The 26,302-nt window shown below is 53.1% G+C and carries 23 protein-coding genes, 1 tRNA gene and 1 pseudogene; 10 read left to right on the top strand and 15 right to left on the bottom strand.

What is annotated here, in order from left to right; all coding sequences use genetic code 11:
• Positions 1-217: 217 nt before the first annotated feature.
• Complete coding sequence (gene aer, locus RTW80_RS00120) at positions 218-1,738, top strand: aerotaxis sensor receptor Aer (RefSeq protein WP_000094721.1); 1,521 nt, start codon at positions 218-220, stop codon at positions 1,736-1,738.
• Positions 1,739-1,891: 153 nt separating this feature from the next.
• Here aer and nfeR read toward each other — a convergent pair whose 3' ends face one another.
• Complete coding sequence (gene nfeR / locus RTW80_RS00115; RefSeq protein WP_000018003.1) at positions 1,892-2,515, bottom strand: DNA-binding transcriptional regulator NfeR; 624 nt, start codon at positions 2,513-2,515, stop codon at positions 1,892-1,894.
• Between the two features lie 287 nt (positions 2,516-2,802).
• Here nfeR and nfeF point away from each other — a divergent pair, with 287 nt between their 5' ends.
• Positions 2,803-3,567 carry an NADPH-dependent ferric chelate reductase NfeF gene (gene nfeF, locus RTW80_RS00110; RefSeq protein ID WP_001065901.1) on the top strand — a complete coding sequence of 255 codons (765 nt, stop codon included), beginning with the start codon at positions 2,803-2,805 and terminating at the stop codon, positions 3,565-3,567.
• A 52-nt stretch (positions 3,568-3,619) separates the two neighbouring features.
• Here nfeF and RTW80_RS00105 read toward each other — a convergent pair.
• Positions 3,620-3,695 (bottom strand) — tRNA-Ile (locus RTW80_RS00105).
• A 124-nt stretch (positions 3,696-3,819) separates the two neighbouring features.
• On the opposite strand from RTW80_RS00105, the gene mug reads away from it, so the two are divergent.
• Positions 3,820-4,326 carry a G/U mismatch-specific DNA glycosylase gene (gene mug / locus RTW80_RS00100; RefSeq protein WP_000228941.1) on the top strand — a complete coding sequence of 169 codons (507 nt, stop codon included), beginning with the start codon at positions 3,820-3,822 and terminating at the stop codon, positions 4,324-4,326.
• A gap of 78 nt (positions 4,327-4,404) precedes the next feature.
• Here mug and rpoD read toward each other — a convergent pair whose 3' ends face one another.
• The 3 genes from rpoD to rpsU all read right to left on the bottom strand — a co-directional run bounded on the left by rpoD (position 4,405) and on the right by rpsU (position 8,512).
• The gene (rpoD, locus tag RTW80_RS00095; protein ID WP_000437375.1) at positions 4,405-6,246 is read right to left on the bottom strand and encodes an RNA polymerase sigma factor RpoD; all 1,842 of its coding nucleotides are present in this window, start codon (positions 6,244-6,246) and stop codon (positions 4,405-4,407) included.
• Between the two features lie 194 nt (positions 6,247-6,440).
• On the bottom strand, positions 6,441-8,186 hold the full coding sequence (gene dnaG, locus RTW80_RS00090; protein WP_000918819.1) for a DNA primase: 1,746 nt from the start codon (positions 8,184-8,186) through the stop codon (positions 6,441-6,443).
• Positions 8,187-8,296: 110 nt separating this feature from the next.
• On the bottom strand, positions 8,297-8,512 hold the full coding sequence (rpsU, locus tag RTW80_RS00085) for a 30S ribosomal protein S21 (RefSeq protein WP_001144069.1): 216 nt from the start codon (positions 8,510-8,512) through the stop codon (positions 8,297-8,299).
• Positions 8,513-8,748: 236 nt separating this feature from the next.
• Here rpsU and tsaD point away from each other — a divergent pair, with 236 nt between their 5' ends.
• Positions 8,749-9,762, top strand: a complete 1,014-nt coding sequence (tsaD, locus tag RTW80_RS00080; RefSeq protein ID WP_001264365.1) for a tRNA (adenosine(37)-N6)-threonylcarbamoyltransferase complex transferase subunit TsaD — start codon at positions 8,749-8,751, stop codon at positions 9,760-9,762.
• 42 nt (positions 9,763-9,804) lie between these two features.
• On the opposite strand, the gene ttdT is transcribed toward tsaD, so the two are convergent.
• From ttdT to ttdA, 3 genes are read right to left on the bottom strand one after another with little or no spacing between them, the layout of a single operon-like run.
• Positions 9,805-11,268: an L-tartrate/succinate antiporter gene (gene ttdT / locus RTW80_RS00075; protein ID WP_312718088.1), complete on the bottom strand. Its 1,464-nt coding sequence runs from the start codon at positions 11,266-11,268 to the stop codon at positions 9,805-9,807.
• Between the two features lie 48 nt (positions 11,269-11,316).
• Positions 11,317-11,922, bottom strand: a complete 606-nt coding sequence (ttdB, locus tag RTW80_RS00070; RefSeq protein WP_085448462.1) for a L(+)-tartrate dehydratase subunit beta — start codon at positions 11,920-11,922, stop codon at positions 11,317-11,319.
• The gene (gene ttdA, locus RTW80_RS00065; protein ID WP_000986796.1) at positions 11,919-12,830 is read right to left on the bottom strand and encodes a L(+)-tartrate dehydratase subunit alpha; all 912 of its coding nucleotides are present in this window, start codon (positions 12,828-12,830) and stop codon (positions 11,919-11,921) included. The genes ttdB and ttdA overlap by 4 nt, the downstream gene beginning before the upstream one ends.
• Positions 12,831-13,036: 206 nt before the next feature.
• On the opposite strand from ttdA, the gene ttdR reads away from it, so the two are divergent.
• Positions 13,037-13,969, top strand: a complete 933-nt coding sequence (gene ttdR, locus RTW80_RS00060) for an L-tartrate utilization transcriptional activator TtdR (protein WP_000935206.1) — start codon at positions 13,037-13,039, stop codon at positions 13,967-13,969.
• Positions 13,970-13,981: 12 nt separating this feature from the next.
• On the opposite strand, the gene plsY is transcribed toward ttdR, so the two are convergent.
• The gene (gene plsY, locus RTW80_RS00055; protein WP_001272796.1) at positions 13,982-14,599 is read right to left on the bottom strand and encodes a glycerol-3-phosphate 1-O-acyltransferase PlsY; all 618 of its coding nucleotides are present in this window, start codon (positions 14,597-14,599) and stop codon (positions 13,982-13,984) included.
• Positions 14,600-14,703: 104 nt separating this feature from the next.
• Between plsY and folB the strand changes: the two genes are divergently transcribed.
• Both folB and bacA read left to right on the top strand, forming a co-directional pair.
• Complete coding sequence (gene folB / locus RTW80_RS00050; protein ID WP_001295541.1) at positions 14,704-15,072, top strand: bifunctional dihydroneopterin aldolase/7,8-dihydroneopterin epimerase; 369 nt, start codon at positions 14,704-14,706, stop codon at positions 15,070-15,072.
• An 89-nt stretch (positions 15,073-15,161) separates the two neighbouring features.
• Complete coding sequence (bacA, locus tag RTW80_RS00045; protein ID WP_001281927.1) at positions 15,162-15,983, top strand: undecaprenyl-diphosphate phosphatase; 822 nt, start codon at positions 15,162-15,164, stop codon at positions 15,981-15,983.
• A 180-nt stretch (positions 15,984-16,163) separates the two neighbouring features.
• Here bacA and cca read toward each other — a convergent pair whose 3' ends face one another.
• Positions 16,164-17,402, bottom strand: a complete 1,239-nt coding sequence (gene cca, locus RTW80_RS00040) for a fused tRNA nucleotidyltransferase/2',3'-cyclic phosphodiesterase/2' nucleotidase/phosphatase Cca (RefSeq protein WP_000708487.1) — start codon at positions 17,400-17,402, stop codon at positions 16,164-16,166.
• Between the two features lie 63 nt (positions 17,403-17,465).
• On the bottom strand, positions 17,466-18,086 hold the full coding sequence (locus RTW80_RS00035) for a TIGR04211 family SH3 domain-containing protein (RefSeq protein WP_001125331.1): 621 nt from the start codon (positions 18,084-18,086) through the stop codon (positions 17,466-17,468).
• Positions 18,087-18,327: 241 nt separating this feature from the next.
• Here RTW80_RS00035 and ygiF point away from each other — a divergent pair, with 241 nt between their 5' ends.
• Genes ygiF through hldE form a run of 3 tightly spaced genes read left to right on the top strand, consistent with a single transcriptional unit; the run spans position 18,328 to position 23,973 of the window.
• A complete protein-coding gene (ygiF, locus tag RTW80_RS00030; protein WP_096967592.1) occupies positions 18,328-19,629 on the top strand; it encodes an inorganic triphosphatase in 1,302 nt (433 codons plus the stop codon).
• 22 nt (positions 19,630-19,651) lie between these two features.
• Positions 19,652-22,492 carry a bifunctional [glutamate--ammonia ligase]-adenylyl-L-tyrosine phosphorylase/[glutamate--ammonia-ligase] adenylyltransferase gene (glnE, locus tag RTW80_RS00025; protein WP_033548769.1) on the top strand — a complete coding sequence of 947 codons (2,841 nt, stop codon included), beginning with the start codon at positions 19,652-19,654 and terminating at the stop codon, positions 22,490-22,492.
• Between the two features lie 47 nt (positions 22,493-22,539).
• Positions 22,540-23,973: a bifunctional D-glycero-beta-D-manno-heptose-7-phosphate kinase/D-glycero-beta-D-manno-heptose 1-phosphate adenylyltransferase HldE gene (hldE, locus tag RTW80_RS00020; RefSeq protein WP_000869191.1), complete on the top strand. Its 1,434-nt coding sequence runs from the start codon at positions 22,540-22,542 to the stop codon at positions 23,971-23,973.
• 119 nt (positions 23,974-24,092) lie between these two features.
• Here hldE and ibsE read toward each other — a convergent pair whose 3' ends face one another.
• From ibsE to RTW80_RS31220, 4 genes and pseudogenes are all read right to left on the bottom strand, one after another.
• Complete coding sequence (ibsE, locus tag RTW80_RS00015) at positions 24,093-24,152, bottom strand: type I toxin-antitoxin system Ibs family toxin (protein WP_001387082.1); 60 nt, start codon at positions 24,150-24,152, stop codon at positions 24,093-24,095.
• Positions 24,153-24,467: 315 nt separating this feature from the next.
• A complete protein-coding gene (locus RTW80_RS00010) occupies positions 24,468-24,527 on the bottom strand; it encodes a type I toxin-antitoxin system Ibs family toxin (protein WP_001387081.1) in 60 nt (19 codons plus the stop codon).
• A 238-nt stretch (positions 24,528-24,765) separates the two neighbouring features.
• Positions 24,766-26,226, bottom strand: a pseudogene (locus tag RTW80_RS00005) (flotillin family protein); the annotation flags it as partial.
• A gap of 14 nt (positions 26,227-26,240) precedes the next feature.
• On the bottom strand, positions 26,241-26,302 hold a 62-nt coding region (locus RTW80_RS31220; protein WP_071528444.1), incomplete at its 5' end, for an IS1 family transposase.

Raw genomic sequence — 26,302 nt, 5'->3', positions numbered from 1 at the left:
CACGTTTTCAGGGCAATAATTGCCTGATTTTTGGGCAAGATAATTAACGTTTTCGTATAGTAACAGAGTGAAAGTATTTTAAATCAAGGAATTAGATTTGTGTTTAAATCGCAAATTGCGATCTAAATCAAATTAATCGGTTAAAGATAACCGCAGCGGGGCCGACATAAACTCTGACAAGAAGTTAACAACCATATACCCTGCACAGGACGCGAACATGTCTTCTCATCCGTATGTCACCCAGCAAAATACCCCGCTGGCGGACGATACCACTCTGATGTCCACTACCGATCTGCAAAGCTATATCACTCATGCTAATGACACTTTTGTGCAGGTGAGCGGCTATACCTTGCAAGAGTTACAAGGGCAGCCGCACAACATGGTGCGTCACCCGGATATGCCAAAAGCGGCGTTTGCGGATATGTGGTTCACCCTGAAAAAAGGGGAGCCCTGGAGCGGCATCGTGAAAAATCGCCGCAAAAATGGTGACCATTATTGGGTGCGGGCCAATGCGGTACCGATGGTGCGCGAGGGAAAAATCAGTGGCTATATGTCGATTCGTACCCGGGCGACGGATGAAGAGATCGCGGCGGTGGAGCCGCTGTACAAAGCGTTGAACGCCGGACGTACCAGTAAGCGTATTCATAAAGGCCTGGTGGTGCGTAAAGGCTGGCTGGGTAAACTGCCTTCATTACCGCTTCGCTGGCGGGCGCGTGGAGTGATGACCCTGATGTTTATCTTGCTGGCGGCCATGCTTTGGTTTGTTGCTGCCCCGGTGGTGACGTATATCCTCTGTGCGTTAGTGGTATTGTTGGCAAGCGCCTGTTTTGAATGGCAGATTGTGCGCCCGATAGAAAATGTTGCCCATCAGGCACTGAAGGTGGCGACCGGAGAACGTAATAGTGTTGAGCATCTGAATCGCAGCGATGAGCTGGGGCTGACATTACGTGCGGTAGGGCAACTTGGCCTGATGTGCCGTTGGCTAATTAACGATGTCTCAAGCCAGGTGTCCAGTGTCAGAAATGGCAGTGAGACGCTGGCGAAAGGCACCGATGAACTGAACGAACATACCCAGCAGACAGTTGATAACGTTCAGCAAACGGTGGCGACCATGAACCAAATGGCGGCGTCGGTGAAACAGAACTCTGCCACGGCGTCGGCTGCCGATAAACTGTCAATCACTGCCAGTAATGCGGCAGTGCAGGGTGGGGAGGCGATGACCACGGTGATCAAGACAATGGACGATATCGCCGACAGTACCCAGCGCATTGGCACCATTACTTCGCTGATTAACGATATTGCGTTTCAGACCAATATTCTGGCCCTGAATGCGGCGGTGGAAGCGGCGCGTGCCGGCGAACAGGGCAAAGGTTTTGCAGTGGTGGCAGGGGAAGTGCGTCATTTAGCCAGCCGCAGCGCTAATGCTGCCAACGATATTCGCAAGCTGATTGATGCCAGTGCTGATAAGGTGCAATCCGGTTCGCAGCAGGTACACGCCGCCGGACGGACGATGGAAGATATTGTGGCACAGGTGAAAAACGTCACCCAGTTGATCGCCCAGATTAGCCATTCAACGCTGGAACAGGCCGATGGGCTTTCCAGCCTGACCCGTGCAGTGGATGAGCTTAACCTGATCACCCAGAAAAATGCCGAGCTGGTGGAAGAGAGTGCGCAGGTGTCGGCGATGGTGAAACACCGCGCCAGCCGACTGGAAGACGCGGTGACGGTACTGCATTAATCGGTATGCCGGATCCGGCGGTTGGAGCACAATGCCTGATGCGATGCTGGCGCATCTTATCAGGCCTGCGGGGTGTGTAGCGGGTGTAGGCCGGATAAGGCGCGTCAAGCGTCGCATCCGGCAATTGCACCGCGCCACTGGCGGATGCGGCGATTAATCCAGTTGCGTAATATCAAAAGCGGCGCGGTCGATCACCGCAATGATCTTTTTTATTTGTGCATCACTGATATCGCTCTGGTTGACGCGTAAATCCAGCACCGCTTTAAAATTATCCAGCGCCCGCTTCATTTGCGGGTTCTGGCGCAGCGCCGCGCCAACGCAACGCGCTTTGATGCGTTCTTCAATCATCTCCACCTGTTCGCGGTTTTCTTCCAGCCACTGCGCGCCTTGTTCGGTCAGCGCAATCTGCTTCTTACCTCCTTCCTCTTCGCGGATGGTAATCAGCGACTGCTCCTGCAGAAAATCCAGCGTTGGGTAGATGACGCCCGGGCTTGGGGTGTAATTCCCCTGGGTTAGATTCTCAATCGCTTTAATCAATTCGTAACCGTGGCTGTCATCGCGCGAGAGAATATCCAGAATCACCAGACGCAATTCACCGTGACCAAAGAAACGTTGCCGACGACCGCCGCCGCGACCGTGGCGACCACCGCAGCATTGACCGTGTTCATGCTGGTGACCGTGTCCGCAGTGCTCGTGTTCTGACTTCTCACCTTTGCAGCAGCCCTCATGGCGTGGCTGGCCTTCATGTTTACAACACCCTTCGTGATGATGGCTCATATCAGCCTCCTTTTGCTTAATTAGATATATCTAATTTATATCTGATATAAGTATTACTGCAAGTACAAAAATGATTTTTAAACGCAGGTTTACTCAACATGTAGGCCGGATAAGGCGTTCACGCCGCATCCGGCATTGAGCAATGATGCTTGATAAGAGGTTGCGCGTCTTATCAGACTACAGATATATCAGTTCTACAAATCGCTTGCATTTATCATGATTAACAATCATTATCATTTGCGAGTTTTATTTAGATATATCTAATTACCATCACGAAGGCGATAACAATGAATAACTCCCCCCGCTACCCGCAGCGCGTTCGCAATGATCTGCGCTTCCGTGAACTGACTGTGTTACGCGTTGAGCGCATCAGCGCCGGTTTTCAGCGCATTGTCCTCGGCGGCGAGGCGCTGGACGGTTTTACATCGCGCGGCTTTGACGATCACAGCAAACTCTTCTTTCCTCAACCTGACGCTCACTTTGTGCCGCCAACGGTAACGGAAGAGGGCATCGTCTGGCCGGAAGGACCACGCCCACCGTCGCGTGACTATACGCCGTTGTATGACGAACTACGCCATGAACTGGCGATTGATTTCTTTATTCACGAAGACGGCGTCGCCAGTAGCTGGGCAATGCAGGCCCAACCGGGCGATAAACTCACGGTGGCAGGTCCGCGCGGTTCGCTGGTGGTGCCGGAAGATTACGCGTATCAGCTGTATGTCTGCGATGAATCCGGAATGCCCGCATTGCGCCGCCGCCTGGAAACGTTGAGCAAACTTGCCGTTAAACCGCAAGTTAGCGTGCTGGTTAGCGTGCGGGATAACGCCTGTCAGGATTATCTCGCGCACCTTGATGGTTTTAATATCGAATGGCTGGCACATGATGAGCAGGCGGTAGATGCGCGTCTGGCGCAGATGCAAATCCCTGCCGATGATTACTTCATCTGGATAACCGGCGAAGGCAAAGTCGTTAAGAATTTAAGCCGCCGCTTTGAAACGGAACAGTTTGACCCACAGCGGGTTCGTGCAGCGGCCTACTGGCACGCAAAGTAACTGATATGTAAAAGAAAAAGGCTGACGATTTCTCGTCAGCCTTTGCTATATCTGGTGGCCCCTGCTGGACTTGAACCAGCGACCAAGCGATTATGAGTCGCCTGCTCTAACCACTGAGCTAAGGGGCCATGGTAGCGGATTATAAAGTAACTCCGTGTCGCAATCCAGCCATTACCGCGCGCCTGCTGTTTTTATAAACAATGTATTTTCAATCCGTTATACTTTTCCTGGTGATGTTAGAAAGGAGTAAATATGGTTGAGGATATTTTGGCTCCAGGGTTACGGGTCGTGTTTTGCGGTATCAACCCTGGGCTTTCATCCGCCGGGACTGGTTTTCCCTTTGCTCATCCGGCAAATCGCTTCTGGAAGGTGATATATCAGGCCGGGTTTACCGACCGTCAGTTGAAGCCGCAGGAGGCACAGCATCTGCTGGATTATCGTTGTGGCGTCACCAAACTGGTTGACAGGCCAACGGTGCAAGCCAGTGAAGTTTCAAAGCAGGAGTTGCACGCAGGTGGGCGTAAGTTGATTGAAAAAATTGAGGATTATCAGCCGCAGGCGTTGGCGATTCTGGGCAAACAAGCATATGAACAGGGATTCAGCCAGCGCGGTGCACAGTGGGGGAAACAAACGCTCACCATTGGTTCGACGCAGATTTGGGTGCTGCCAAATCCCAGCGGTTTAAGTCGCGTTTCACTAGAGAAACTGGTTGAAGCGTATCGCGAGCTGGACCAGGCGCTGGTAGTGCGTGGGCGATAAAAAACGCCACCGAAAAGGTGGCGTTTGTGCAGAGGGACTAGTGCCGGGTGCGGCGTAACGCCTGATCCGGCCTACCGATTAATCGTCCAGGAAGCTACGCAACACTTCAGAACGGCTCGGGTGACGCAGTTTGCGCAGCGCCTTCGCTTCGATCTGACGGATACGTTCGCGGGTAACGTCGAACTGTTTACCCACTTCTTCCAGCGTGTGGTCGGTGTTCATATCGATACCGAAACGCATACGCAGAACTTTCGCTTCACGCGCGGTCAGGCCAGCCAGCACGTCGTGCGTTGCCGCACGCAGGCTTTCGGTGGTCGCAGAATCCAGCGGCAGCTCGAGGGTGGTATCCTCGATGAAATCCCCCAGATGCGAATCTTCATCATCACCGATCGGCGTTTCCATGGAGATTGGCTCTTTGGCGATCTTCAGCACTTTGCGGATCTTGTCTTCCGGCATCAGCATACGTTCAGCCAGTTCTTCCGGCGTCGGTTCACGGCCCATCTCTTGCAGCATCTGGCGAGAAATACGGTTGAGCTTGTTGATGGTCTCAATCATATGCACCGGAATACGGATGGTGCGCGCCTGATCCGCGATAGAGCGGGTGATCGCCTGACGGATCCACCAGGTTGCGTAGGTGGAGAACTTGTAACCACGGCGGTATTCGAATTTATCAACCGCTTTCATCAGACCGATGTTGCCTTCCTGAATCAGGTCAAGGAACTGCAAGCCACGGTTGGTGTATTTCTTAGCGATAGAAATAACCAGACGTAAGTTCGCTTCAACCATCTCTTTCTTCGCACGGCGGGCTTTCGCTTCACCGATGGACATACGACGGTTGATATCTTTAACCTGCTCGATGGTCAGGCCGGTTTCTTCTTCAATCTGCTGCAGTTTTTGCAGGGCGCGATGCACTTCTTCAGAGACATCGTGCAGTTTTTCCGACCACGGCTTGTTCATCGCAATTGCCGCGTTGAACCAGGTATCGCTGGTTTCGTTGCCGGTAAACAGGGTAATGAAGTTTTTCTTCGGCATTTTGCACTGCTCAACGCAGAGCTTCATGATCAGACGTTCTTGCGTACGAACGCGGTCCATCATGACGCGCATGCTGTTGACCAGGTAGTCAAACTGCTTCGGCACCAGGCGGAACTGTTTGAATACTTCAGACAGTTTCAGGATCTCTTCCTGAGCGGTAGCGTGACTGCGACCTTTCGCTTTGATGGTGTCACGCGTTACAACGTACTGAGCGCGTAGTTCCGCAAATTTTTCGCGAGCCAGTTCCGGGTCGATGCTGTTGTCATCATCGGCGCTGTCGTCATCGCCATCTTCTTCGTCTTCATCTTCGTCATCGTCCAGATCTTCCTGGGAAAGCTCAGAACCGACGTGAGTGGCGGTAGGTGCCAGATCTTCTTCTGCGTTCGGGTCAACAAAGCCGGTGATCAGATCGGACAGACGCGCTTCTTCTGCTTCAACACGATCGTACTGTTCCAGCAGATAGGTGATCGCTTCCGGATATTCAGCAACGGAGCATTGAACCTGGTTGATCCCGTCTTCAATACGCTTAGCGATGTCAATTTCGCCTTCGCGGGTCAACAGTTCAACGGTGCCCATTTCACGCATGTACATGCGTACCGGGTCAGTCGTGCGCCCGATTTCAGATTCCACGCTGGAAAGCACCTGCGCGGCGGCTTCGGCAGCATCTTCGTCCGCGGTGTTTTCAGCCAGCATCAGATCATCGGCATCCGGTGCTTCTTCCATCACCTGAATGCCCATGTCGTTGATCATTTGGATGATGTCTTCGATCTGATCTGAATCGACGATATCTTCCGGCAGATGGTCATTGACCTCGGCATAGGTCAGATAGCCTTGCTCCTTACCACGGGTGACAAGAAGTTTCAGCTGTGACTGCGGGTTTTGCTCCATAAGACGGTATCCACACTTATTTCATGAGGTTGGTGTTGGGCGATTGACCCGATGTCCTTCAGCCGTTAACGCTGAAATCCAACGGTTGTTTACCGCCAACGATAATTACGAGGGCGTACTTATATATTTGCCGCTGCCTCTCAGTGCGGCTGTCGGGGGCTTCCCGATCGCTCTTCGGCACTTAAGCCGTTAAATCACTTTTTCGCCAGCTCCTGGTTTAATGTCCAGAGCTCCAGGCGTTCTTCGTTGCTTAAACCATGCGTGCGCTCACGAGCGATTAACTCTTCCTGGCGCAGTTCAAGCAGCGAATCAAACATATGGTTGAGTGAGTCGGTGAAGGTTTGCTCAGCAATATTCTTATCTGCTATATCGTCCCACATCGACAGTTTTTCAAGGGTGGCAGCATTATTTGTACCACGATAGTGCTCTAAAAGTTGCCCGGTGGTCAGACCTGGCTGGGAGAGACAAGTGTTGACCAGTTCTCTGAATAAGCCAAGTCCAGGGAGCTTATTTTCATCCAGATTCTCAAGCGGCGGGACCAACGTCGCTAATTCTGGATTTTGCACCAGCAACCCTATAAGTATACGCATGGTCGTGCGTTTTAGCTGCGGAACAGGGCGAGAAACGCCGCTCTCTGCCGCTTTTGGCATTAATCGTTCAAGCTGGCTGTCATCAAGTATGCCTAATTTGTTGCCTAATTCCTGACGAAGATATATTCGCAGCGTTTCGCCCGGCACTTGCGATATCAATGGCAGTGCCAGCGTACTCAAACGTGCGCGCCCGTCAGGGGTACTCAGATCAACTTGCGGCATCAGACTGTTAAACAGAAATGCGGAGAGTGGCATCGCCTGCTCCATCCGCGCTTCAAACGCTTCTTTACCTTCTTTTCGTACCAGCGTGTCAGGGTCTTCGTCATCAGGCAAAAACATAAAGCGTAGCTGACGGCCGTCTGTCATGTAAGGCAGCGCCGTTTCCAGCGCTCGCCAGGCGGCATCGCGGCCTGCACGGTCGCCGTCATAACAGCAAATGACATTGTTGGTCGCGCGGAACAACAGTTGTATGTGATCGGCGGTGGTTGACGTACCTAACGACGCAACGGCGTAATTAATGCCGTATTGCGCCAGCGCCACCACGTCCATATAGCCTTCGACCACAAGCAGACGATTGGGTTCAGCGTTATCCTGCTGCGCTTCATAAAGACCGTAAAGCTGGCGGCCTTTATGGAAAATGTCTGTTTCCGGCGAGTTCAGGTATTTGGGGGTATCGTTGCCCAGCACGCGCCCGCCAAAACCAATCACCCGACCGCGTTTATCGCGAATGGGGAACATCACCCGCTCGCGGAAACGATCGTAACTGCGTCCCTGATCGTTAGTGACCAACATCCCCGCATCAATCAATGACTGGCGATTTTCTGGATTGCCGCCAAACCGCTTCAGGACGTTGTCCCAGCCGGGGGGCGCAAAACCAATCGCAAAGCGAGCGATAACCTCGTGGCTTAATCCGCGTTTTTCCAGATACTGGCGCGCAGACGTGGCAACAGGTTGTTGTAAAGATTGTTGGTAAAACGTATTCAGACCGTCCATCAACTGATAAAGCGTTTGCCTCTGATGGCGCTCGATCTGGCTGGGGCCGCTGCCTGCTTCAAATGGCACTTCAAGATTGTGCATTGCTGCCAGCTCTTCGACCGTTTCGACGAACTCGAGCTTGTCGTAGTTCATCAGGAAGTCGATCGCGTTGCCGTGCGCGCCACATCCAAAGCAGTGGTAAAACTGTTTCTCACCGTTAACGGTGAAGGACGGGGTTTTCTCGTTGTGGAATGGACAACACGCGTGGAAATTCTTGCCCTGCTTTTTCAGCTTCACACGGGCATCGATCAGATCGACGATGTCAGTGCGTGCCAGCAGATCATTAATGAATACGCGTGGGATTCGTCCAGCCATAGGCCCCGATTTTTAGCAATTCATAAACGAAAATAAGCCGCGCATTCCTTTCGGAAGCACGGCCTTACAACTACAACTCGGTCTGATCGGAGAGCAACGCTCTCGGGGAATTAGTACAGACGAGTGCGGCGTGCGTTTTCGCGAGCCAGTTTCTTCGCGTGACGTTTCACTGCAGAAGCTTTAGCGCGCTTACGTTCGGTAGTCGGTTTTTCATAGAACTCACGACGACGAACTTCCGCCAGAACACCTGCTTTTTCGCAGGAACGCTTGAAGCGACGCAGAGCTACGTCGAACGGCTCGTTTTCACGTACTTTAATTACCGGCATGTGCCTCTCACCTTTGATTAATTCGGTTTGCCGCTGGCATCAACGCCAGCTTATTTCAAAATGGTGCGGAATTTTACTGCAATTGCTGCTGCTTTGTAAAGCACCGCGGCCTTTTTGAAAGGGACTTTTATAAGGGTGAGGAGTATACACGAGGCTTTCTCCGGGGGCGAACAAAGTTTTACATCAACCCGCATTGGTCCTACACTGCGCGGTAATAAAGCGAGGTAAAACAAGTCATGCGTGTACTGGGTATTGAAACTTCCTGCGATGAAACCGGCATCGCCATTTACGACGATGAAAAAGGTTTGTTAGCCAACCAATTGTATAGTCAGGTGAAATTGCACGCTGACTACGGCGGCGTCGTGCCTGAACTGGCCTCCCGCGATCACGTGCGCAAAACCGTACCGTTGATCCAGGCGGCGCTAAAGGAGTCTGGCTTAACGGCAAAAGACATTGATGCTGTGGCCTATACCGCAGGCCCTGGATTAGTCGGCGCACTGCTGGTTGGCGCAACCGTGGGGCGTTCTCTGGCGTTTGCCTGGAACGTTCCGGCAATCCCGGTACACCATATGGAAGGGCATCTGTTAGCGCCGATGCTGGAAGATAACCCGCCGGAATTTCCGTTTGTCGCGCTGCTGGTGTCCGGCGGTCATACGCAGTTAATCAGCGTGACTGGCATTGGTCAGTACGAGCTGCTCGGCGAGTCTATCGATGATGCCGCCGGTGAAGCGTTTGATAAAACCGCGAAGCTGCTGGGGCTGGATTATCCTGGCGGACCGTTACTGTCGAAAATGGCGGCTCAGGGTACTGCCGGGCGCTTTGTCTTCCCGCGTCCGATGACCGACCGTCCGGGGCTGGATTTCAGTTTCTCCGGTCTGAAAACCTTCGCGGCAAATACCATTCGTGACAACGGCACCGACGACCAGACGCGTGCTGATATCGCCCGCGCCTTTGAAGATGCGGTGGTCGATACGCTGATGATTAAGTGCAAGCGAGCGTTGGATCAGACTGGCTTTAAGCGACTGGTCATGGCAGGCGGCGTGAGTGCTAACCGTACGTTACGGGCGAAGCTGGCTGAAATGATGAAAAAACGCCGCGGCGAAGTGTTCTACGCGCGTCCGGAGTTTTGTACTGATAACGGCGCGATGATCGCCTATGCCGGAATGGTGCGGTTTAAAGCAGGCGCGACGGCGGATCTCGGCGTTAGCGTGCGTCCGCGCTGGCCGCTGGCGGAGTTACCGGCCGCGTAAAACTATCGGGTGCCGGAGAGCAATTTCCGGCACCGTCCTTACTTAAAGCAACACCACGGGCATCCACAGTAAGCCGGTAATCACCAGCAATACGAGGAATATCAGCCCAAAAATCGCCCCCAGTCGCCAGTAATCCGCCGTTGGCAGATAACCACTACCGTAGTAAATCGGACTGGGTCCGGTGGCGTATGGTGTAAGAATGCTCCCCAGACCAATTGCCGCGCCAACCATCAGGCAGAACACCGGCAGCGGGATTTCCGGCATCGCCAGCACGGCGGCGATCATCATCGGTGCGAGGGCGGAGGTATACGCCGTGGCGCTGGCGAAAAAGTAGCGCAGTAGATAAAACACCAGAATCAATGCCACCATCACCATCGTCGGCGAATAACCACTTAAGCTGCCTGCTAACAGTTTGCCAAACCAGCTAATAAAACCGGTGTTGTTGAGTCCGGTAGCGAGGGTGATAAGCGAGGCCAGCCAGAAGAAAACGTTCCACGCCGCTTTATTACTGACAATGTCGTCCCAGCAGATAATGCGCAGAAGCAGCATCAGTGCCACTACGCTGTAACCAACCATCGCAGCATCAATATAATCACCGCCGAAAATCCACAGCACCAGCGCGCCTACCATCAGCCCCAGCATCCGTTTTTCACGAGAACAGAGCGGGCCCATTGCCTGCAGTTCCGTCTCTGCCCAGCGCGGCACCTGATCACCAGACTTCAGTACCGGTGGGTACAGCACGTAAGCCATCCAGGGAACCAGCAGAACCAGTAAAATGCTGAGCGGCAACATCCCGAGGAACCAGTCGCCCCAACTCAGCGTGGCGTGAGATGCACTTTTCATCAGTCCAATTAACAGCAAGTTTGGTGCCATCGCCGTCAGGAAAATGGCGCTGGTCACGCAGTCGGCAACAATCCCCATCCACATGATGTACGAGCCAATGCTGCGTGAACTGCTGTCGTTTGGTTGTGATTGATAGAGCGGTGGCAGGTTACGGATGATGGGATAGATAATCCCCGCACCACGCGCCGAGTTGGACGGTGTTACAGGTGCCAGGATCAGCTCGGAGAACATCACCGCATAGCCGAGAAACAGCGTACGATGCCCCATCTTTTTCACCAGAATCAGCGCAATGCGGCGTCCAAGCCCGGTTTTTTCATAGCCTGTGCCAAACATAAAGGCGGCGAAAATCAGCCAGATAACCGAATTAGAAAAACCGGAAACGGCCCACGAGAGGGATTTTGCAGTGAATTTAAAGCCTGGCTGAGCGAGCTGCTCCGGGCTGAACAGCAGCCAGGGAGAGAGTATGGCGATGATGGATATACCCACCATCGCCACCACGGCACCCGGCACGGGTTCGAGGATCAGTCCAACGATCACGCCAGTAAAAACGGCAAAGTAGAGCCAGGTATGACTCTCCAGCCCTGCGGGAACCGGAATTAGAGCAATAATGGCGATGACCGCCAGCGGCGCAAGGTATCGCCACCATTCAGTGGAAGGTTTCATCGTGTTATGCCTGCGAAAAAGGAGAGGGGGTGAGCCTCTCCGGGAGGGTTATTTGATGTAATGGACGTGCTCGCAGATCTCTTCCACGATGGGATCGCGGCGTTCGGCGAATAGCTTTTTGTTTTCGGCTATCAGGTTGTTGCCGTGGGTATCAATAGAGACAATCAGCGGGCCGAACTCTTTGACCCGGCAGACCCACAGTGACTCCGGCATCCCGAGTTCTGTCCAGTGCACTTCTTCAATCTCTTCTACCTGGGTTGCCGCCAGCACCGCGCAGCCTGCCGGGAAAATCACATGTAGCGCCTTGAATTTCTGGCAGCCTTCTTCGGTCAGCGGCCCCATATCACCTTTGCCAACCACCAGTTTCACGCCGGTCTGCTCGATAAATTCACGTTCAAAACTTTCCATACGCATACTGGTTGTCGGGCCAACGGAAACCATCTCCCATTTATCGCCGTTTTTACGCACGATGGGGCCAGCGTGGAAAATCGCTTTGCCGTTGAGATCGTAAGGGATCGGACGTTTGAGTTCGATCAAGCGGCGGTGACAAACGTCGCGGCAGGTCACCAGCGTACCGGTCAGGTAGATCACATCGCCGACGCGAATATCTTGCAGATCTTCAGCTTTGATCGGGGTTGTCAGGATCTTTTTCATAACGCGCTCCGGGTGTGAGACAGATTTTCAAAGGAGAGATCGGCATGAACCAGCAGCGTGCCGCGACGATGCGCCCAGCAGCCGGTAGAAACAGCAACGCCGATGGTTGACGGATGGCGGGCGGCAGATTCGATATGTACGCCCATCACTGAACTGTTGCCGGTCAGCCCTTGTGGACCAATCCCCAGACGGTTGAGTCCTTCTTCCAGGCGTAGCTCCAGTTCTGCCGCTTTTGGATTGGGATGGCGGCTGCCAATCGGGCGCAAAATGGCTTTACGCGAGAGTACGGCGGCGGTTTCCACCGAGGTGGCGATGCCCACGCCCACCAGTACCGGTGGACAGGCGTTTACGGCGAGGGTGGAGATATTTTCGAAGACGAATTTCACCACGCCTTCGTAGCCTTCTGACGGCATTAACACTTTCGAGCGGCCAGGTAGCGTGCAGCCGCCGCCTGCCATGTAAACTTCGATTTCCGCATCGTCATTGTCGGGGATGATGTCCCAGGTGACCCACGGTACGCCGCTACCGGTATTTTTGCCGGTGTTTACTTCGTCAAAAATTTCTACCGCATTGTGACGTAGTGGCGCTTTGACGGTTGCCTCTTCCACGGCTTGTTTGAGTATGCTTTGCAGCTCGCCAAGCAGTGGGAAGCGGGAACCGACTTTAACGAAGAACATAATCTCCCCGGTGTCCTGACAGGCAGGACGATTCAGGTCAATCGCTTTTTGCATGTTGTCGAACATCGTATGGTAGATAATTTTCCCCATCGACGACGTTTCGGCATCCTTTAGCTGTTTTAGTTTATCCACCACGTCATCAGGCATTCGGGTAGAAATCATGGCGGTAAAGTTAGCGACAATCTCTGTCAACTTATTCACTGCCTGTTGCTTATTACTTTCGCTCATCATGGCAACTCCAGTTTTTGTATTTGTCTGGAAAAATTCACCGCCACAAACTACCACTAAAAATGTGGTTTTATATTTTTTGCCACCGTGAATATGTAATTAACAGTTCGTGAATCAACGCGAAAATAAGAATGAATATTGCGCCAGAGCAGGGAATGGCAATGTTTTGCGAAATACACTGCGCTTATCACAACTGCGGATAATTAACGATGCTGAATAGCTGGCCTTTAGCCAAAGACTTGCAGGTACTGGTAGAAATCGTTCACAGCGGGAGTTTTAGCGCCGCAGCGGCGACGCTTGGGCAGACGCCTGCATTTGTCACCAAGCGGATCCAAATCCTTGAAAATACGCTGGCAACAACGCTGCTGAACCGCTCCGCTCGCGGCGTGGCGCTGACTGAAAGTGGCCAACGTTGTTACGAACATGCGTTGGAAATCCTCACCCAATATCAGCGACTGGTCGATGACGTCACGCAAATCAAAACGCGCCCGGAGGGGATGATTCGTATTGGTTGCAGTTTTGGTTTTGGGCGCAGCCATATTGCGCCAGCTATTACCGAACTGATGCGCAATTATCCTGAGTTACAGGTGCATTTTGAATTGTTCGATCGGCAAATTGATTTAGTGCAGGATAATATTGATCTGGATATTCGTATTAATGACGAAATTCCTGATTATTATATTGCGCATCTTTTGACAAAAAATAAAAGAATATTATGCGCAGCACCTGAGTATCTGCAAAAATATCCGCAGCCACAATCCCTACAGGAATTAAGTCGTCATGACTGTCTGGTGACCAAAGAGCGCGATATGACCCATGGAATATGGGAGTTGGGGAACGGTCAGGAGAAAAAATCGGTGAAGGTAAGCGGGCATCTTTCCTCCAATAGCGGCGAGATTGTGCTGCAATGGGCGCTGGAGGGCAAAGGGATTATGCTGCGTTCCGAGTGGGATGTGTTGCCGTTTCTGGAGAGTGGCAAACTGGTGCAAGTATTGCCAGAGTATGCACAAAGCGCCAATATCTGGGCTGTTTACCGGGAGCCGCTCTATCGCAGCATGAAATTACGTGTCTGCGTGGAATTTCTGGCGGCATGGTGCCAGCAACGGCTGGGCAAGCCCGATGAAGGCTATCAGGTCATGTAGATCCACCAGAAATCACTCGGGATCCTTTTCGCGCTTTCTTTTGAATTTCGTCCAGATTTTTGTCTCCTGACGACGCCACAGACGTTGGATGTTGTCATGATGACGCAGCAGGATCAGGCAAGAGAGCATCGAAACCGGGAAGGTGAATTGTGGCTTAAACCACCAGACATAAAACGGAGCAATCAGTGCACTGACAATCGCTCCCAGCGACGAGTATCCGCTCAATAGCACGGTCAGTAACCAGGTTCCCGCCATTACTCCGGTGAGATCCCAGCCAATGGGTGCGATGGCACCAAAAGCGGTAGCAACGCCTTTTCCTCCTTTAAATCCGAAGAAAACGGGCCAGATGTGTCCAAGACAGGCGGCGATGGCAATTAAGCCTAGCCAGAAGGGGCTGACACCTAATTCATACGCGCCCCAGACGGGCAACATTCCTTTCAGAACGTCGAAAATCAGTACTGCTACGGCTGCTCCCTTGCCACCGATACGTAACACATTGGTTGCGCCTGGATTGCCGGAGCCGCTGGTTCGCGGATCGGGCAGCCCACACAAGCGGCAAACCAGAATGGCACTGGAAATGGAGCCGCAGAGGTACGCGATGAGGATCATTCCAGGCGCGATTGCACTCATAAGCTGTTCCGTTTTGAAAATTCGTGTTCAACGATGAATCTGTGGATAATACGCACATTTCGCCGGAAGTGGTATCCGGTTAGCCAAAAAGCAGGCAGGACGTGATGGATATTGTATTTATAGAGCAACTTTCGGTAATCACCACTATTGGTGTTTACGACTGGGAACAGACCATCGAACAGAAGTTAGTGTTCGATATCGAAATGGCGTGGGATAACCGTAAAGCGGCGAAAAGTGATGATGTGGCGGATTGCCTCAGTTACGCTGACATTGCAGAAACGGTGGTCAGCCACGTCGAGGGGGCGCGTTTTGCGCTGGTGGAACGCGTGGCTGAAGAGGTGGCGGAGCTGCTGTTAGCACGCTTCAACTCGCCGTGGGTGCGTATCAAACTCAGCAAGCCAGGCGCAGTGGCGCGGGCGGCGAATGTTGGCGTAATCATTGAGCGTGGCAATAATCTGAAAGAAAATAATTAATTTTACAGCTGTTAAACCAAACGGTTATAACCTGGTCATACGCAGTAGTTCGGACAAGCGGTACATTTTAATAATTTAGGGGTTTATTGATGAGCGATATGCACTCGCTGCTGATAGCGGCAATATTGGGTGTGGTCGAAGGATTGACAGAATTTCTGCCGGTATCCAGCACGGGCCATATGATTATTGTCGGTCACTTGTTGGGGTTTGAGGGCGACACGGCGAAAACCTTTGAAGTTGTGATCCAGTTAGGATCAATTCTGGCGGTAGTAGTGATGTTCTGGCGGCGTCTGTTTGGCCTGATTGGCATCCACTTTGGCCGCCCGTTGCAGCACGAAGGTGAAAGCAAAGGTCGTTTAACGCTGATCCACATTTTGCTGGGGATGATTCCGGCGGTGGTATTGGGGCTGTTGTTCCACGACACGATTAAGTCATTGTTTAACCCGATAAATGTGATGTATGCGCTGGTCGTTGGCGGTTTGTTGCTGATTGCCGCCGAATGCCTGAAGCCGAAAGAGCCGCGTGCGCCGGGTCTTGATGATATGACCTATCGTCAGGCATTTATGATTGGCTGTTTCCAGTGTCTGGCGCTGTGGCCGGGTTTCTCCCGTTCCGGGGCGACCATTTCAGGTGGGATGCTGATGGGGGTGAGCCGTTACGCTGCTTCCGAGTTTTCGTTCCTGCTGGCGGTGCCGATGATGATGGGCGCAACGGCGCTCGATCTCTACAAAAGCTGGGGCTTCCTGACAAGCGGCGATATCCCGATGTTTGCCGTTGGGTTTATCACCGCTTTTGTGGTGGCGCTGATAGCGATTAAAACCTTCCTGCAATTGATTAAGCGCATTTCGTTTATCCCGTTCGCCATTTATCGCTTTATTGTGGCGGCTGCGGTGTATGTCGTGTTCTTTTAATTGAGGAATAGTGTCGGATGCTTGGCGTTGTCAACGATTGCGTAGGCCGAATAAGGCGTTCACGCCGCATCCGGCAATCAACGCCTGATGCGACGCTTGCGCGTCTTATCAGGCCTACAACTGTCGTTGACATGTAGCCGGATAAGGCGTTTACGCCGCATCCGGCAAAATGCCCAATACTCATTCAGGCTTTGGGCAACGTTGTTCCTTCCAGCTGGCTACCGCCGCAATCCGCCGTCGGGTCAGCTCCTCGCGAATCTCCACACCTTTAAATCCCGCTTCAACGACGGCTTTTGTCGGCACTGACTGCGCCACTTCCCAGGCTTCGCGCAACCAGCGGCCTTGCGGGTAGTCCGCTGATTCAAAACCGGTTCTGCCGCGCACGTCAGCCTCGCTGGTCAGCGCCAGTTGCTCGACACGCTGCGGTTTACGCCAGGCATCGATGGAATCAAATAATTTGACGATGGTTTTTGGGTTCAGCATTGGGAAGGTGTGGATGAGATCGTGAAACTCAGCCACCAGTCTGGCTAAATCGCGAATTTCATTTGGCACGCGCAGACGCTGGCATAGTTGTTCCACTAACTTAACACCCGCCGGGCCATGACCATGATGACGCGGCCAGAGTTCTGGCGGCGTCAGCCCTTTACCGAGATCGTGGCATAAAGTTGCGAAACGGACATCGACCTGCGGACTCAGCATCGCCGCCATTGAGAGCGTCATTAAGGTATGAATACCCGTATCGATTTCCGGATGCCACTTGGCAGGGGCCGGAACGCCAAACAGTGCGTCAATTTCCGGGAATAAAACGCGCAGTGCGCCGCAATCGCGCAGTACCTGGAAGAACACCTGTGGATTGCGGGTGGTGAGGGCGCTTTCCGTCTCTTTCCATACCCGTTCAGGCGTCAGGTGTTCCAGTTCACCCGCATGGGTCATCTCGCGCATCAACGCCAGAGTTTCATCGGCAATACGAAAACCGAGGTGGGCATAACGCGCAGCAAAACGCGCCACGCGCAATACGCGTAACGGATCTTCGCCAAAAGCGGGGGAAACATGGCGCAACAGACGATTTTGCAGATCGCCCAGACCATTGTACGGGTCGATAATCTCGCCGTTATCGTCCTGGGCCAGCGCATTAATGGTCAGATCGCGACGCTTAAGATCATCTTCCAGCGTGACATCCGGTGCGGCATAGCAAGTAAAACCGGTGTAACCGGAACCGGATTTCCGTTCGGTACGTGCCAGCGCATACTCTTCATGCGTTTGCGGATGCAGAAACACAGGAAAATCGCGGCCTACCTGCTGGTAGCCCGCGTCGAGCATCTCCTGTGGCGTACTGCCGACCACCACCCAATCTCTGTCTTTGACCGGTAGCCCTAACAATGCATCCCGAACAGCACCACCGACCAGATAAATCTTCACGCCATCATCCCTTCGTCAAATACACAATTCCTAATAATAAGACAGTGCAACGAAGAAGGCGATTTAGTTCATCCAGCGATCTTTGCGTTTGCGGCTTGGGATCAGGTGCGGCAGTACCAGACCGAGCAGCAAGCCAAGCCCCAGCACGCCACCGCCATACATAAACCATTGCATGATGATGGTGCGCTGTTTGTCATCCAGCTGTACGCTGGCGGCATCGACCTTTTTCTGCGCGACAATCAGCTCGTTTTTCAGTTTCTGATTTTCTTCTTTTAACCCGTTGATCACGCTGTCGCTCTGCGCCACTTTTTGCTGCATTTCTGCGGTGCGCTGATTCCAGGTGTTATCGATATTGGTGAGTTTATCGGTCAGGGTTTTGACCTGATTTTCCAGATCTGGCACACGGGAGCGCAGGCTTGGCTCAGTGCTAAGTTGTTTCAACGGGATCCAGGCGGTACGGCCAGAGCTGTCTTTCACCTGGGCATAATTGGTGTTGGCGTCAGTTTGTAATAAGGTCACTTCCTCGCCGGCGTTAACCGTGCCCACGAGGCGATAATGATCTCCCGGACCGCTGCGGACCCAGGTATTCAGTTCGTCGGAAACATAGCGCGTTTCTTCAGCGTGTGAGACGGCAGTCGCGCTAAGTGCGAGTAAAGTTAATCCGATCAGGCGTAATTTTGGCATCAGGCTGTCGTTATTGTCATGGAAAGTGGAACGATAGTAGTGGCATCAGTGTCGCTACGCAAAGCATTCGACATCAATCGGAATCCTCTGTGTCAGGTCTTGCCACTGCTTCAAACTTTTACGCCCGTCAAATTGCCCGTTGCATGGCAATTTGGCGCAAAATACTATCTACTGACAAAAAAGATCGCATTAAGTTCGCCGTTCATCGTCACTTATGTGACATAACCGATAAGTAAAGGCCATGGCTCAGGAAATCGAATTAAAGTTTATTGTTAATCACAGTGCCGTTGAGGCGTTGCGTGACCATCTCAATACGCTGGGCGGCGAGCACCATGACCCCGTGCAGTTGCTGAATATTTACTACGAAACGCCGGATAACTGGCTGCGTGGGCACGATATGGGCTTACGTATTCGTGGCGAAAACGGTCGCTATGAGATGACCATGAAAGTTGCAGGAAGAGTGACAGGCGGCTTACATCAGCGCCCGGAATATAACGTGGCGTTGAGCGAACCGACGCTCGACCTGGCGCAGTTACCGACGGAAGTCTGGCCGAACGGCGAATTGCCCGCCGATCTCGCCTCCCGCGTGCAGCCGCTGTTCAGCACCGATTTTTATCGCGAAAAATGGCTGGTGGCGGTCGATGGTAGCCAAATTGAAATCGCCCTCGACCAGGGGGAAGTGAAAGCGGGTGAATTTGCTGAACCTATCTGTGAGCTGGAACTGGAACTGCTTAGCGGCGACACGCGCGCGGTGCTGAAACTGGCGAACCAACTGGTATCGCAAACCGGATTACGCCAGGGCAGCCTGAGCAAAGCGGCGCGTGGCTATCATCTGGCGCAGGGCAATCCGGCGCGTGAAATCAAACCGACCACCATTTTGCATGTTGCGGCAAAAGCCGATGTGGAACAGGGGCTGGAAGCGGCGCTCGAGCTGGCGTTAGCGCAATGGCAGTATCATGAAGAACTGTGGGTACGCGGCAACGATGCGGCGAAAGAACAGGTGCTGGCAGCCATTAGCCTGGTCCGTCATACGCTGATGCTGTTCGGTGGTATTGTGCCGCGTAAAGCGAGCACTCACTTACGTGATCTGCTGACTCAATGCGAGGCGACCATTGCTTCTGCGGTGTCTGCCGTGACGGCGGTCTACTCTACCGAAACGGCAATGGCGAAGCTGGCGTTGACCGAATGGTTGGTAAGCAAAGCATGGCAGCCATTTTTAGATGCCAAAGCGCAGGGCAAAATCAGCGACTCCTTCAAACGCTTTGCCGATATCCATCTTTCCCTCCATGCCGCTGAACTGAAAAGCGTTTTCTGCCAGCCGTTAGGCGATCGCTACCGTGACCAGTTGCCACGCCTGACGCGTGATATTGACTCAATACTGTTGCTGGCGGGTTACTATGATCCTGTCGTCGCGCAAGCCTGGCTGGAGAACTGGCAGGGGCTGCATCACGCTATTGCGACCGGGCAACGCATCGAAATTGAACATTTCCGTAATGAGGCAAACAATCAGGAACCGTTCTGGTTGCACAGCGGAAAACGTTAATCAGGCAAGGATAAAATCGCTTATGAAGCCGCTCTCTTCACCGTTACAGCAGTACTGGCAGACCGTTGTTGAGCGGCTGCCAGAGCCTTTAGCCGAGGAATCACTTAGCGCACAGGCGAAGTCAGTACTTACTTTTAGTGATTTTGTGCAGGACAGCGTGATTGCGCATCCAGAGTGGCTGACGGAACTGGAAAGCCAACCGCCGCAGGCCGACGAATGGCAGCATTACGCGGCATGGTTGCAGGAGGCGCTCTGTAATGTGAGTGACGAAGCCGGGTTAATGCGCGAGCTGCGGCTATTCCGGCGGCGCATTATGGTGCGCATCGCCTGGGCGCAAACGCTGGCACTGGTTACTGAAGAGAGCATATTGCAGCAGCTCAGCTATCTGGCGGAGACGCTGATTGTTGCGGCGCGTGACTGGCTGTATGACGCCTGCTGCCGCGAGTGGGGAACGCCGTGCAATGCGCAGGGCGAAGCGCAACCGCTGCTGATTTTAGGCATGGGTAAGCTGGGCGGTGGGGAGCTGAATTTCTCCTCTGATATCGATCTGATTTTTGCCTGGCCGGAACATGGTTGTACGCAGGGTGGACGCCGGGAACTGGATAACGCGCAGTTTTTTACCCGCATGGGGCAGCGGCTGATTAAAGTGCTGGATCAACCAACGCAGGATGGCTTCGTCTATCGCGTGGATATGCGGCTGCGTCCGTTTGGCGAAAGTGGCCCGCTGGTGCTGAGCTTTGCCGCGTTGGAAGATTATTACCAGGAGCAGGGGCGCGACTGGGAGCGTTACGCGATGGTCAAGGCGCGGATTATGGGCGATAGCGAAGGCGTCTATGCTAACGAGTTGCGTGCGATGCTGCGCCCGTTTGTTTTCCGCCGTTACATCGATTTCAGCGTGATTCAGTCGCTGCGCAACATGAAAGGGATGATTGCCCGTGAAGTGCGTCGACGTGGTTTGACCGACAATATCAAACTCGGCGCAGGCGGCATTCGCGAAATTGAATTTATCGTTCAGGTGTTCCAGCTCATTCGCGGTGGGCGCGAACCGTCGCTGCAGTCGCGCTCTTTACTGCCAACGCTCAGCGTCATTGCTGCGCTGCATCTGCTTTCTGAAAACGATGCTGAACAATTGCGAGCGGCGTATCTGTTCCTGCGGCGTCTGGAAAACCTGCTGCAAAGCATTAACGACGAACAAACCCAGACGCTTCCTTCTGATGAGCTTAATCGTGCGCGGCTGGCGTGGGCGATGGACTTTGCTGACTGGCCGCAACTGACCGGGGCGCTGACCGCACATATGACCAATGTGCGCCGGGTGTTTAATGAATTGATTGGCGACGATGAAAGTGAAACTCAGGAAGAGTCGCTGTCGGAACAGTGGCGTGAGCTGTGGCAGGATGCGTTGCAGGAAGATGACACTACGCCAGTGCTGGCGCATCTTAGCGAGGATGATCGCAAACAGGTGCTAACGCTGATTGCCGATTTCCGCAAAGAGCTGGATAAGCGCACCATCGGGCCGCGAGGACGTCAGGTGCTCGACCATCTGATGCCGCATCTGCTAAGTGATGTCTGTGCGCGTGAAGACGCTGCCGTTACGCTGTCGCGCATTACCGCCTTGCTGGTGGGGATTGTTACCCGCACCACCTATTTAGAATTGCTCAGTGAATTCCCCGCGGCGCTTAAACATTTGATTTCTCTGTGTGCCGCGTCGCCGATGATTGCCAGCCAGCTGGCGCGTTATCCATTATTGCTGGATGAATTGCTCGATCCAAACACCCTTTACCAGCCGACGGCGACCGATGCCTACCGCGATGAGTTGCGCCAGTATTTGCTGCGCGTGCCGGAAGATGACGAAGAGCAACAGCTTGAGGCGCTGCGTCAGTTCAAACAGGCGCAGCTGTTACGCATCGCCGCAGCGGATATCGCCGGTACGCTACCGGTGATGAAAGTGAGCGATCACTTAACCTGGCTGGCGGAAGCCATGATAGATGCCGTCGTTCAGCAGGCGTGGGTTCAAATGGTTGCCCGCTACGGTAAGCCGAATCACCTGAACGAACGCGAAGGGCGTGGTTTTGCGGTGGTCGGCTACGGCAAGCTGGGCGGCTGGGAGTTAGGCTACAGTTCCGATCTTGACCTTATCTTCCTCCATGATTGCCCAATGGATGCGATGACTGACGGTGAGCGGGAAATCGACGGGCGGCAGTTTTATCTGCGTCTGGCGCAACGCATTATGCATCTGTTCAGTACGCGTACCTCTTCCGGCATTTTGTATGAAGTGGATGCTCGACTGCGTCCGTCCGGGGCGGCGGGAATGCTGGTGACATCCGCAGAAGCATTTGCCGATTATCAGAAAAACGAGGCCTGGACGTGGGAACATCAGGCGCTGGTGCGTGCGCGTGTAGTGTACGGCGATCCGCAGCTCACCGCGCACTTTGACGCAGTGCGTCGCGAGATTATGACGCTGCCGCGTGAAGGTAAAACTCTGCAAACGGAAGTGCGGGAAATGCGCGAGAAAATGCGCGCTCATCTCGGCAATAAACATCGCGATCGCTTTGATATCAAAGCTGATGAAGGGGGAATTACCGATATCGAATTTATTACCCAATATCTGGTGTTGCGCTACGCTCATGAAAAACCGAAGTTAACGCGCTGGTCAGACAACGTGCGTATTCTGGAACTACTGGCGCAAAACGACATTATGGAAGAGCAGGAAGCGATGGCGCTGACCCGTGCTTACACTACGCTTCGCGATGAACTTCATCATCTGGCATTACAGGAATTGCCGGGCCATGTGTCGGAGGATTGCTTCACCGCAGAGCGTGAACTGGTGCGGGCAAGCTGGCAGAAGTGGCTGGTGGAAGAATGAAGTATGGTATTATCGCGCGCAAATTTTGAATCTCTCAGGAGACAGGAATGAAAGTAACGCTGCCAGAGTTTGAACGTGCAGGAGTGATGGTGGTTGGTGATGTGATGCTGGATCGTTACTGGTACGGCCCCACCAGTCGTATCTCGCCGGAAGCGCCGGTGCCCGTGGTTAAAGTGAATACCATCGAAGAACGTCCGGGCGGCGCGGCTAACGTGGCGATGAATATCGCTTCTCTCGGTGCTAATGCACGCCTGGTCGGGTTGACGGGCATTGACGATGCAGCGCGCGCGCTGAGTAAATCTCTGGCCGACGTCAACGTCAAATGCGACTTCGTTTCTGTACCGACGCATCCGACCATTACCAAATTACGGGTACTTTCCCGCAACCAACAGCTGATCCGTCTGGATTTTGAAGAAGGTTTCGAAGGTGTTGATCCGCAGCCGCTGCACGAGCGGATTAATCAGGCGCTGAGTTCGATTGGCGCGCTGGTGCTTTCTGACTACGCCAAAGGTGCGCTGGCAAGCGTACAGCAGATGATCCAACTGGCGCGTAAAGCGGGTGTTCCGGTGCTGATTGATCCAAAAAGTACCGATTTTGAGCGCTACCGCGGCGCTACGCTGTTAACGCCGAATCTCTCGGAATTTGAAGCTGTTGTCGGTAAATGTAAGACCGAAGAAGAGATTGTTGAGCGCGGCATGAAACTGATTGCCGATTACGAACTCTCGGCTCTGTTAGTGACCCGTTCCGAACAGGGTATGTCGCTGCTGCAACCGGGTAAAGCGCCGCTGCATATGCCAACCCAAGCGCAGGAAGTGTATGACGTTACCGGTGCGGGCGACACGGTGATTGGCGTCCTGGCGGCAACGCTGGCAGCGGGTAATTCGCTGGAAGAAGCCTGCTTCTTTGCCAATGCGGCGGCTGGCGTGGTGGTCGGCAAACTGGGAACCTCCACGGTTTCGCCGATCGAGCTGGAAAATGCTGTACGTGGACGTGCAGATACAGGCTTTGGCGTGATGACCGAAGAGGAACTGAAGCTGGCCGTAGCGGCAGCGCGTAAACGTGGTGAAAAAGTGGTGATGACCAACGGTGTCTTTGACATCCTGCACGCCGGGCACGTCTCTTATCTGGCAAATGCCCGCAAGCTGGGTGACCGCTTGATTGTTGCCGTCAACAGCGATGCCTCCACCAAACGGCTGAAAGGGGATTCCCGCCCGGTAAACCCACTCGAACAGCGTATGATTGTGCTGGGCGCACTGGAAGCGGTCGACTGGGTAGTGTCGTTTGAAGAGGACACGCCGCAGCGCTTGATCGCCGGGATCTTGCCAGATCTGCTGGTGAAAGGCGGCGACTATAAACCAGAAGAGATTGCCGGGAGTAAAGAAGTCTGGGCCAATGGTGGCGAAGTGTTGGTGCTCAACTTTGAAGACGGTTGCTCGACGACCAACATCATCAAGAAGATCCAACAGGATAAAAAAGGCTAACCGGAAAGCGGTTCACAGATCTCGCTTCGTACATGGCAGGCCTATTGACGCTGTTGTTTTTTCAACCTAGAGTAAAGGAACAAGGGTAAGGGAGGATTTCTCCCCCCTCTGATGAGTTGTTAGTAAGTCGGGAAACTTAACAGTAACAACACAACCAGTATGATGACGAACTTCATCATAACCCTTTCCTTATACAAGGCCCCTTCTTCGGGAGGGGCTTTCCCGTTTCAGCCCCTTGCTGCCCCCCGATTGTTGATGAGCGCCGGACCCCGCGCAATGCTTTCCCAGAGGCAATTTTGCCTTCCCCGAGCGGTCACGCAAAACGCTGCAACGTCCTGAGCATTTGCACCTTTTAGCGGAACGCAGATATAAAAAATCCCCGGCTTTTTGGGCCAGGGATATGTGTTAATGAAACCTTCTTGACGCTGATTTTTTTTCAACCTAAAGTAAAGGAACAAGGGTGAGGGAGGATTTCTCCCCCCTCTGATTGGCTGTTAATAAGCTGCGAAACTTACGAGTAACAACACAATCAGTATGATGACGAGCTTCATCATAACCCTTTCCTTCTGTAAGGCCCCTTCTTCGGGAGGGGCTTTCCCGTTTCAGCCCCCTGCTGACTCCCCGATTGTTGATGAGCGCCAGACCCCACGCAATGCTTTCTCTGATGCAGTTTTGCCTTCCCCGAGCCGTCACGCAAAATGCTGCAACAACCTGATCATTTGCACTTTTTAGCGGAACGCAGATATAAAAAATCCCCGGCTTTTTGTGCCAGGGACGTTCATAGCTGAAAATTTATTCTACGTTTTCGGCGACGGGAGTTGTTGAGGTTAAGGGTGAAGTCAATGCCGTCAGTGAGCCGCCTGAAACACCAATTTCATTGAGCAAGGAGTCAATCAGCGGTGCCTGTGTGCGGTAAGAAAGGGCGGCAGACAATGCCTGCTCTGCAAGGTTTCCTCCACTAACGCTACCTGTACTCGCATCACCCGCAGCGCCGCCACGATTCAGACCATCGACCTGAATAATCTTGATACCGTCGATTGACTTCATCGGCTCAACGGATTTCTCTATTACCGCAGGCAGCGCCTGCAACAAGGCCAGTTTGAATTTAAGGCTGGTTTGTTCATCAGAAAGTACGTTGATAGCATCGTTCAGCGCACGTTGTGCTTCTGCTTCCGCCAGACCCTTTTTACGTGTAGCTTCGGCTAACTCAACGATAGCCGCCGCCTGCATCTCTGCGGCTTCTTTTTCTGCTTTCGCCCGCACGGTCAGTTCAACCGCTTTGGTTTCTGCATCCTGCGCGGCAGCGATTAGGGCAACTTGTTTAGCACGATCGGCTTCGGCAGTCTGGCGAGTGGTTTCTACGTTTTGTTGGGCGCTTACCGCTTCTGCAAGTGCGAGATTAGCACGCGCTTCTGCCTGGGACTGTTGTTCCAATTTGGCGGCAATAGCGATCGATTTCGTCTGGTTAGCGATTTCGGTGACCTGCTGCTGTTCGATCTCTTTAATGCGAACTTCACGTTCAGCTTCAACCTTTCTTGAGCGGACGGCCTGTTCGCGGTCGATTTCTGTTTCCTGAATCTGTCGTTCAGCCAGAATTCGTGTCTGCTCTGCTTCACGACGACGTTCAGCTTCAAAAGCCGCAATACGTGCATTCTGTTCGGCAGTACGGGTTTTAACCTGCTGCTCCTGCTCAAGCGTCATAAACGCTTCTTGCTGTTCAATCTCCAGCTTGCGCGATAGCGCATCGCGATTTTTTTCACGCACCGCAACTTCTACATCCTGTTCAACTTCGTTACGTTCGCGGCGACGGCGCTCTGTTTCCTGAGTCAGTTTGGTTAAACCTTCGGCGTCAAAGGCATTGTTCGGATTGAAATGTTCTTTCGAGGTCTGGTTAAAGTTGGTAAGTGAAACGCTCTCCAGTTCCAGACCGTTTTTCGACAGGTCTTCTGCCACTGTATTTTGCACCCCCTGCACGAAGTTCTCGCGGGTATCCTGTAACTCATGCATGGTCATTTGCGCAGCTGTTGCACGGAGGGCATCGACAAATTTATCTTCAACCAACATACGTAAGTCTTCAGGCGACAGGGTGCGTTGCCCCAGCGTCTGGGCAGCGGTGGCAATCCCTTCTACTGAAGGTTTTACCCGCACAAAGAAAGCGACTACTACATCGACGCGCATACGATCTTTCGTAATCAGGCTATCAATGGTTGAGCGGCTGACTTCCAGCTTCAGAGTATTCATATTGATGGGGAGGTAATGACTCCAACTTATTGATAGTGTTTTATGTTCAGATAATGCCCGATGACTTTGTCATGCAGCTCCACCGATT

The organism is Escherichia sp. AM3, assembly GCF_032029835.1.
In the GTDB taxonomy this organism is placed as follows: Bacteria; Pseudomonadota; Gammaproteobacteria; order Enterobacterales; family Enterobacteriaceae; genus Escherichia; species Escherichia coli.
This window is presented reverse-complemented; position numbering and strand designations above follow the sequence as displayed.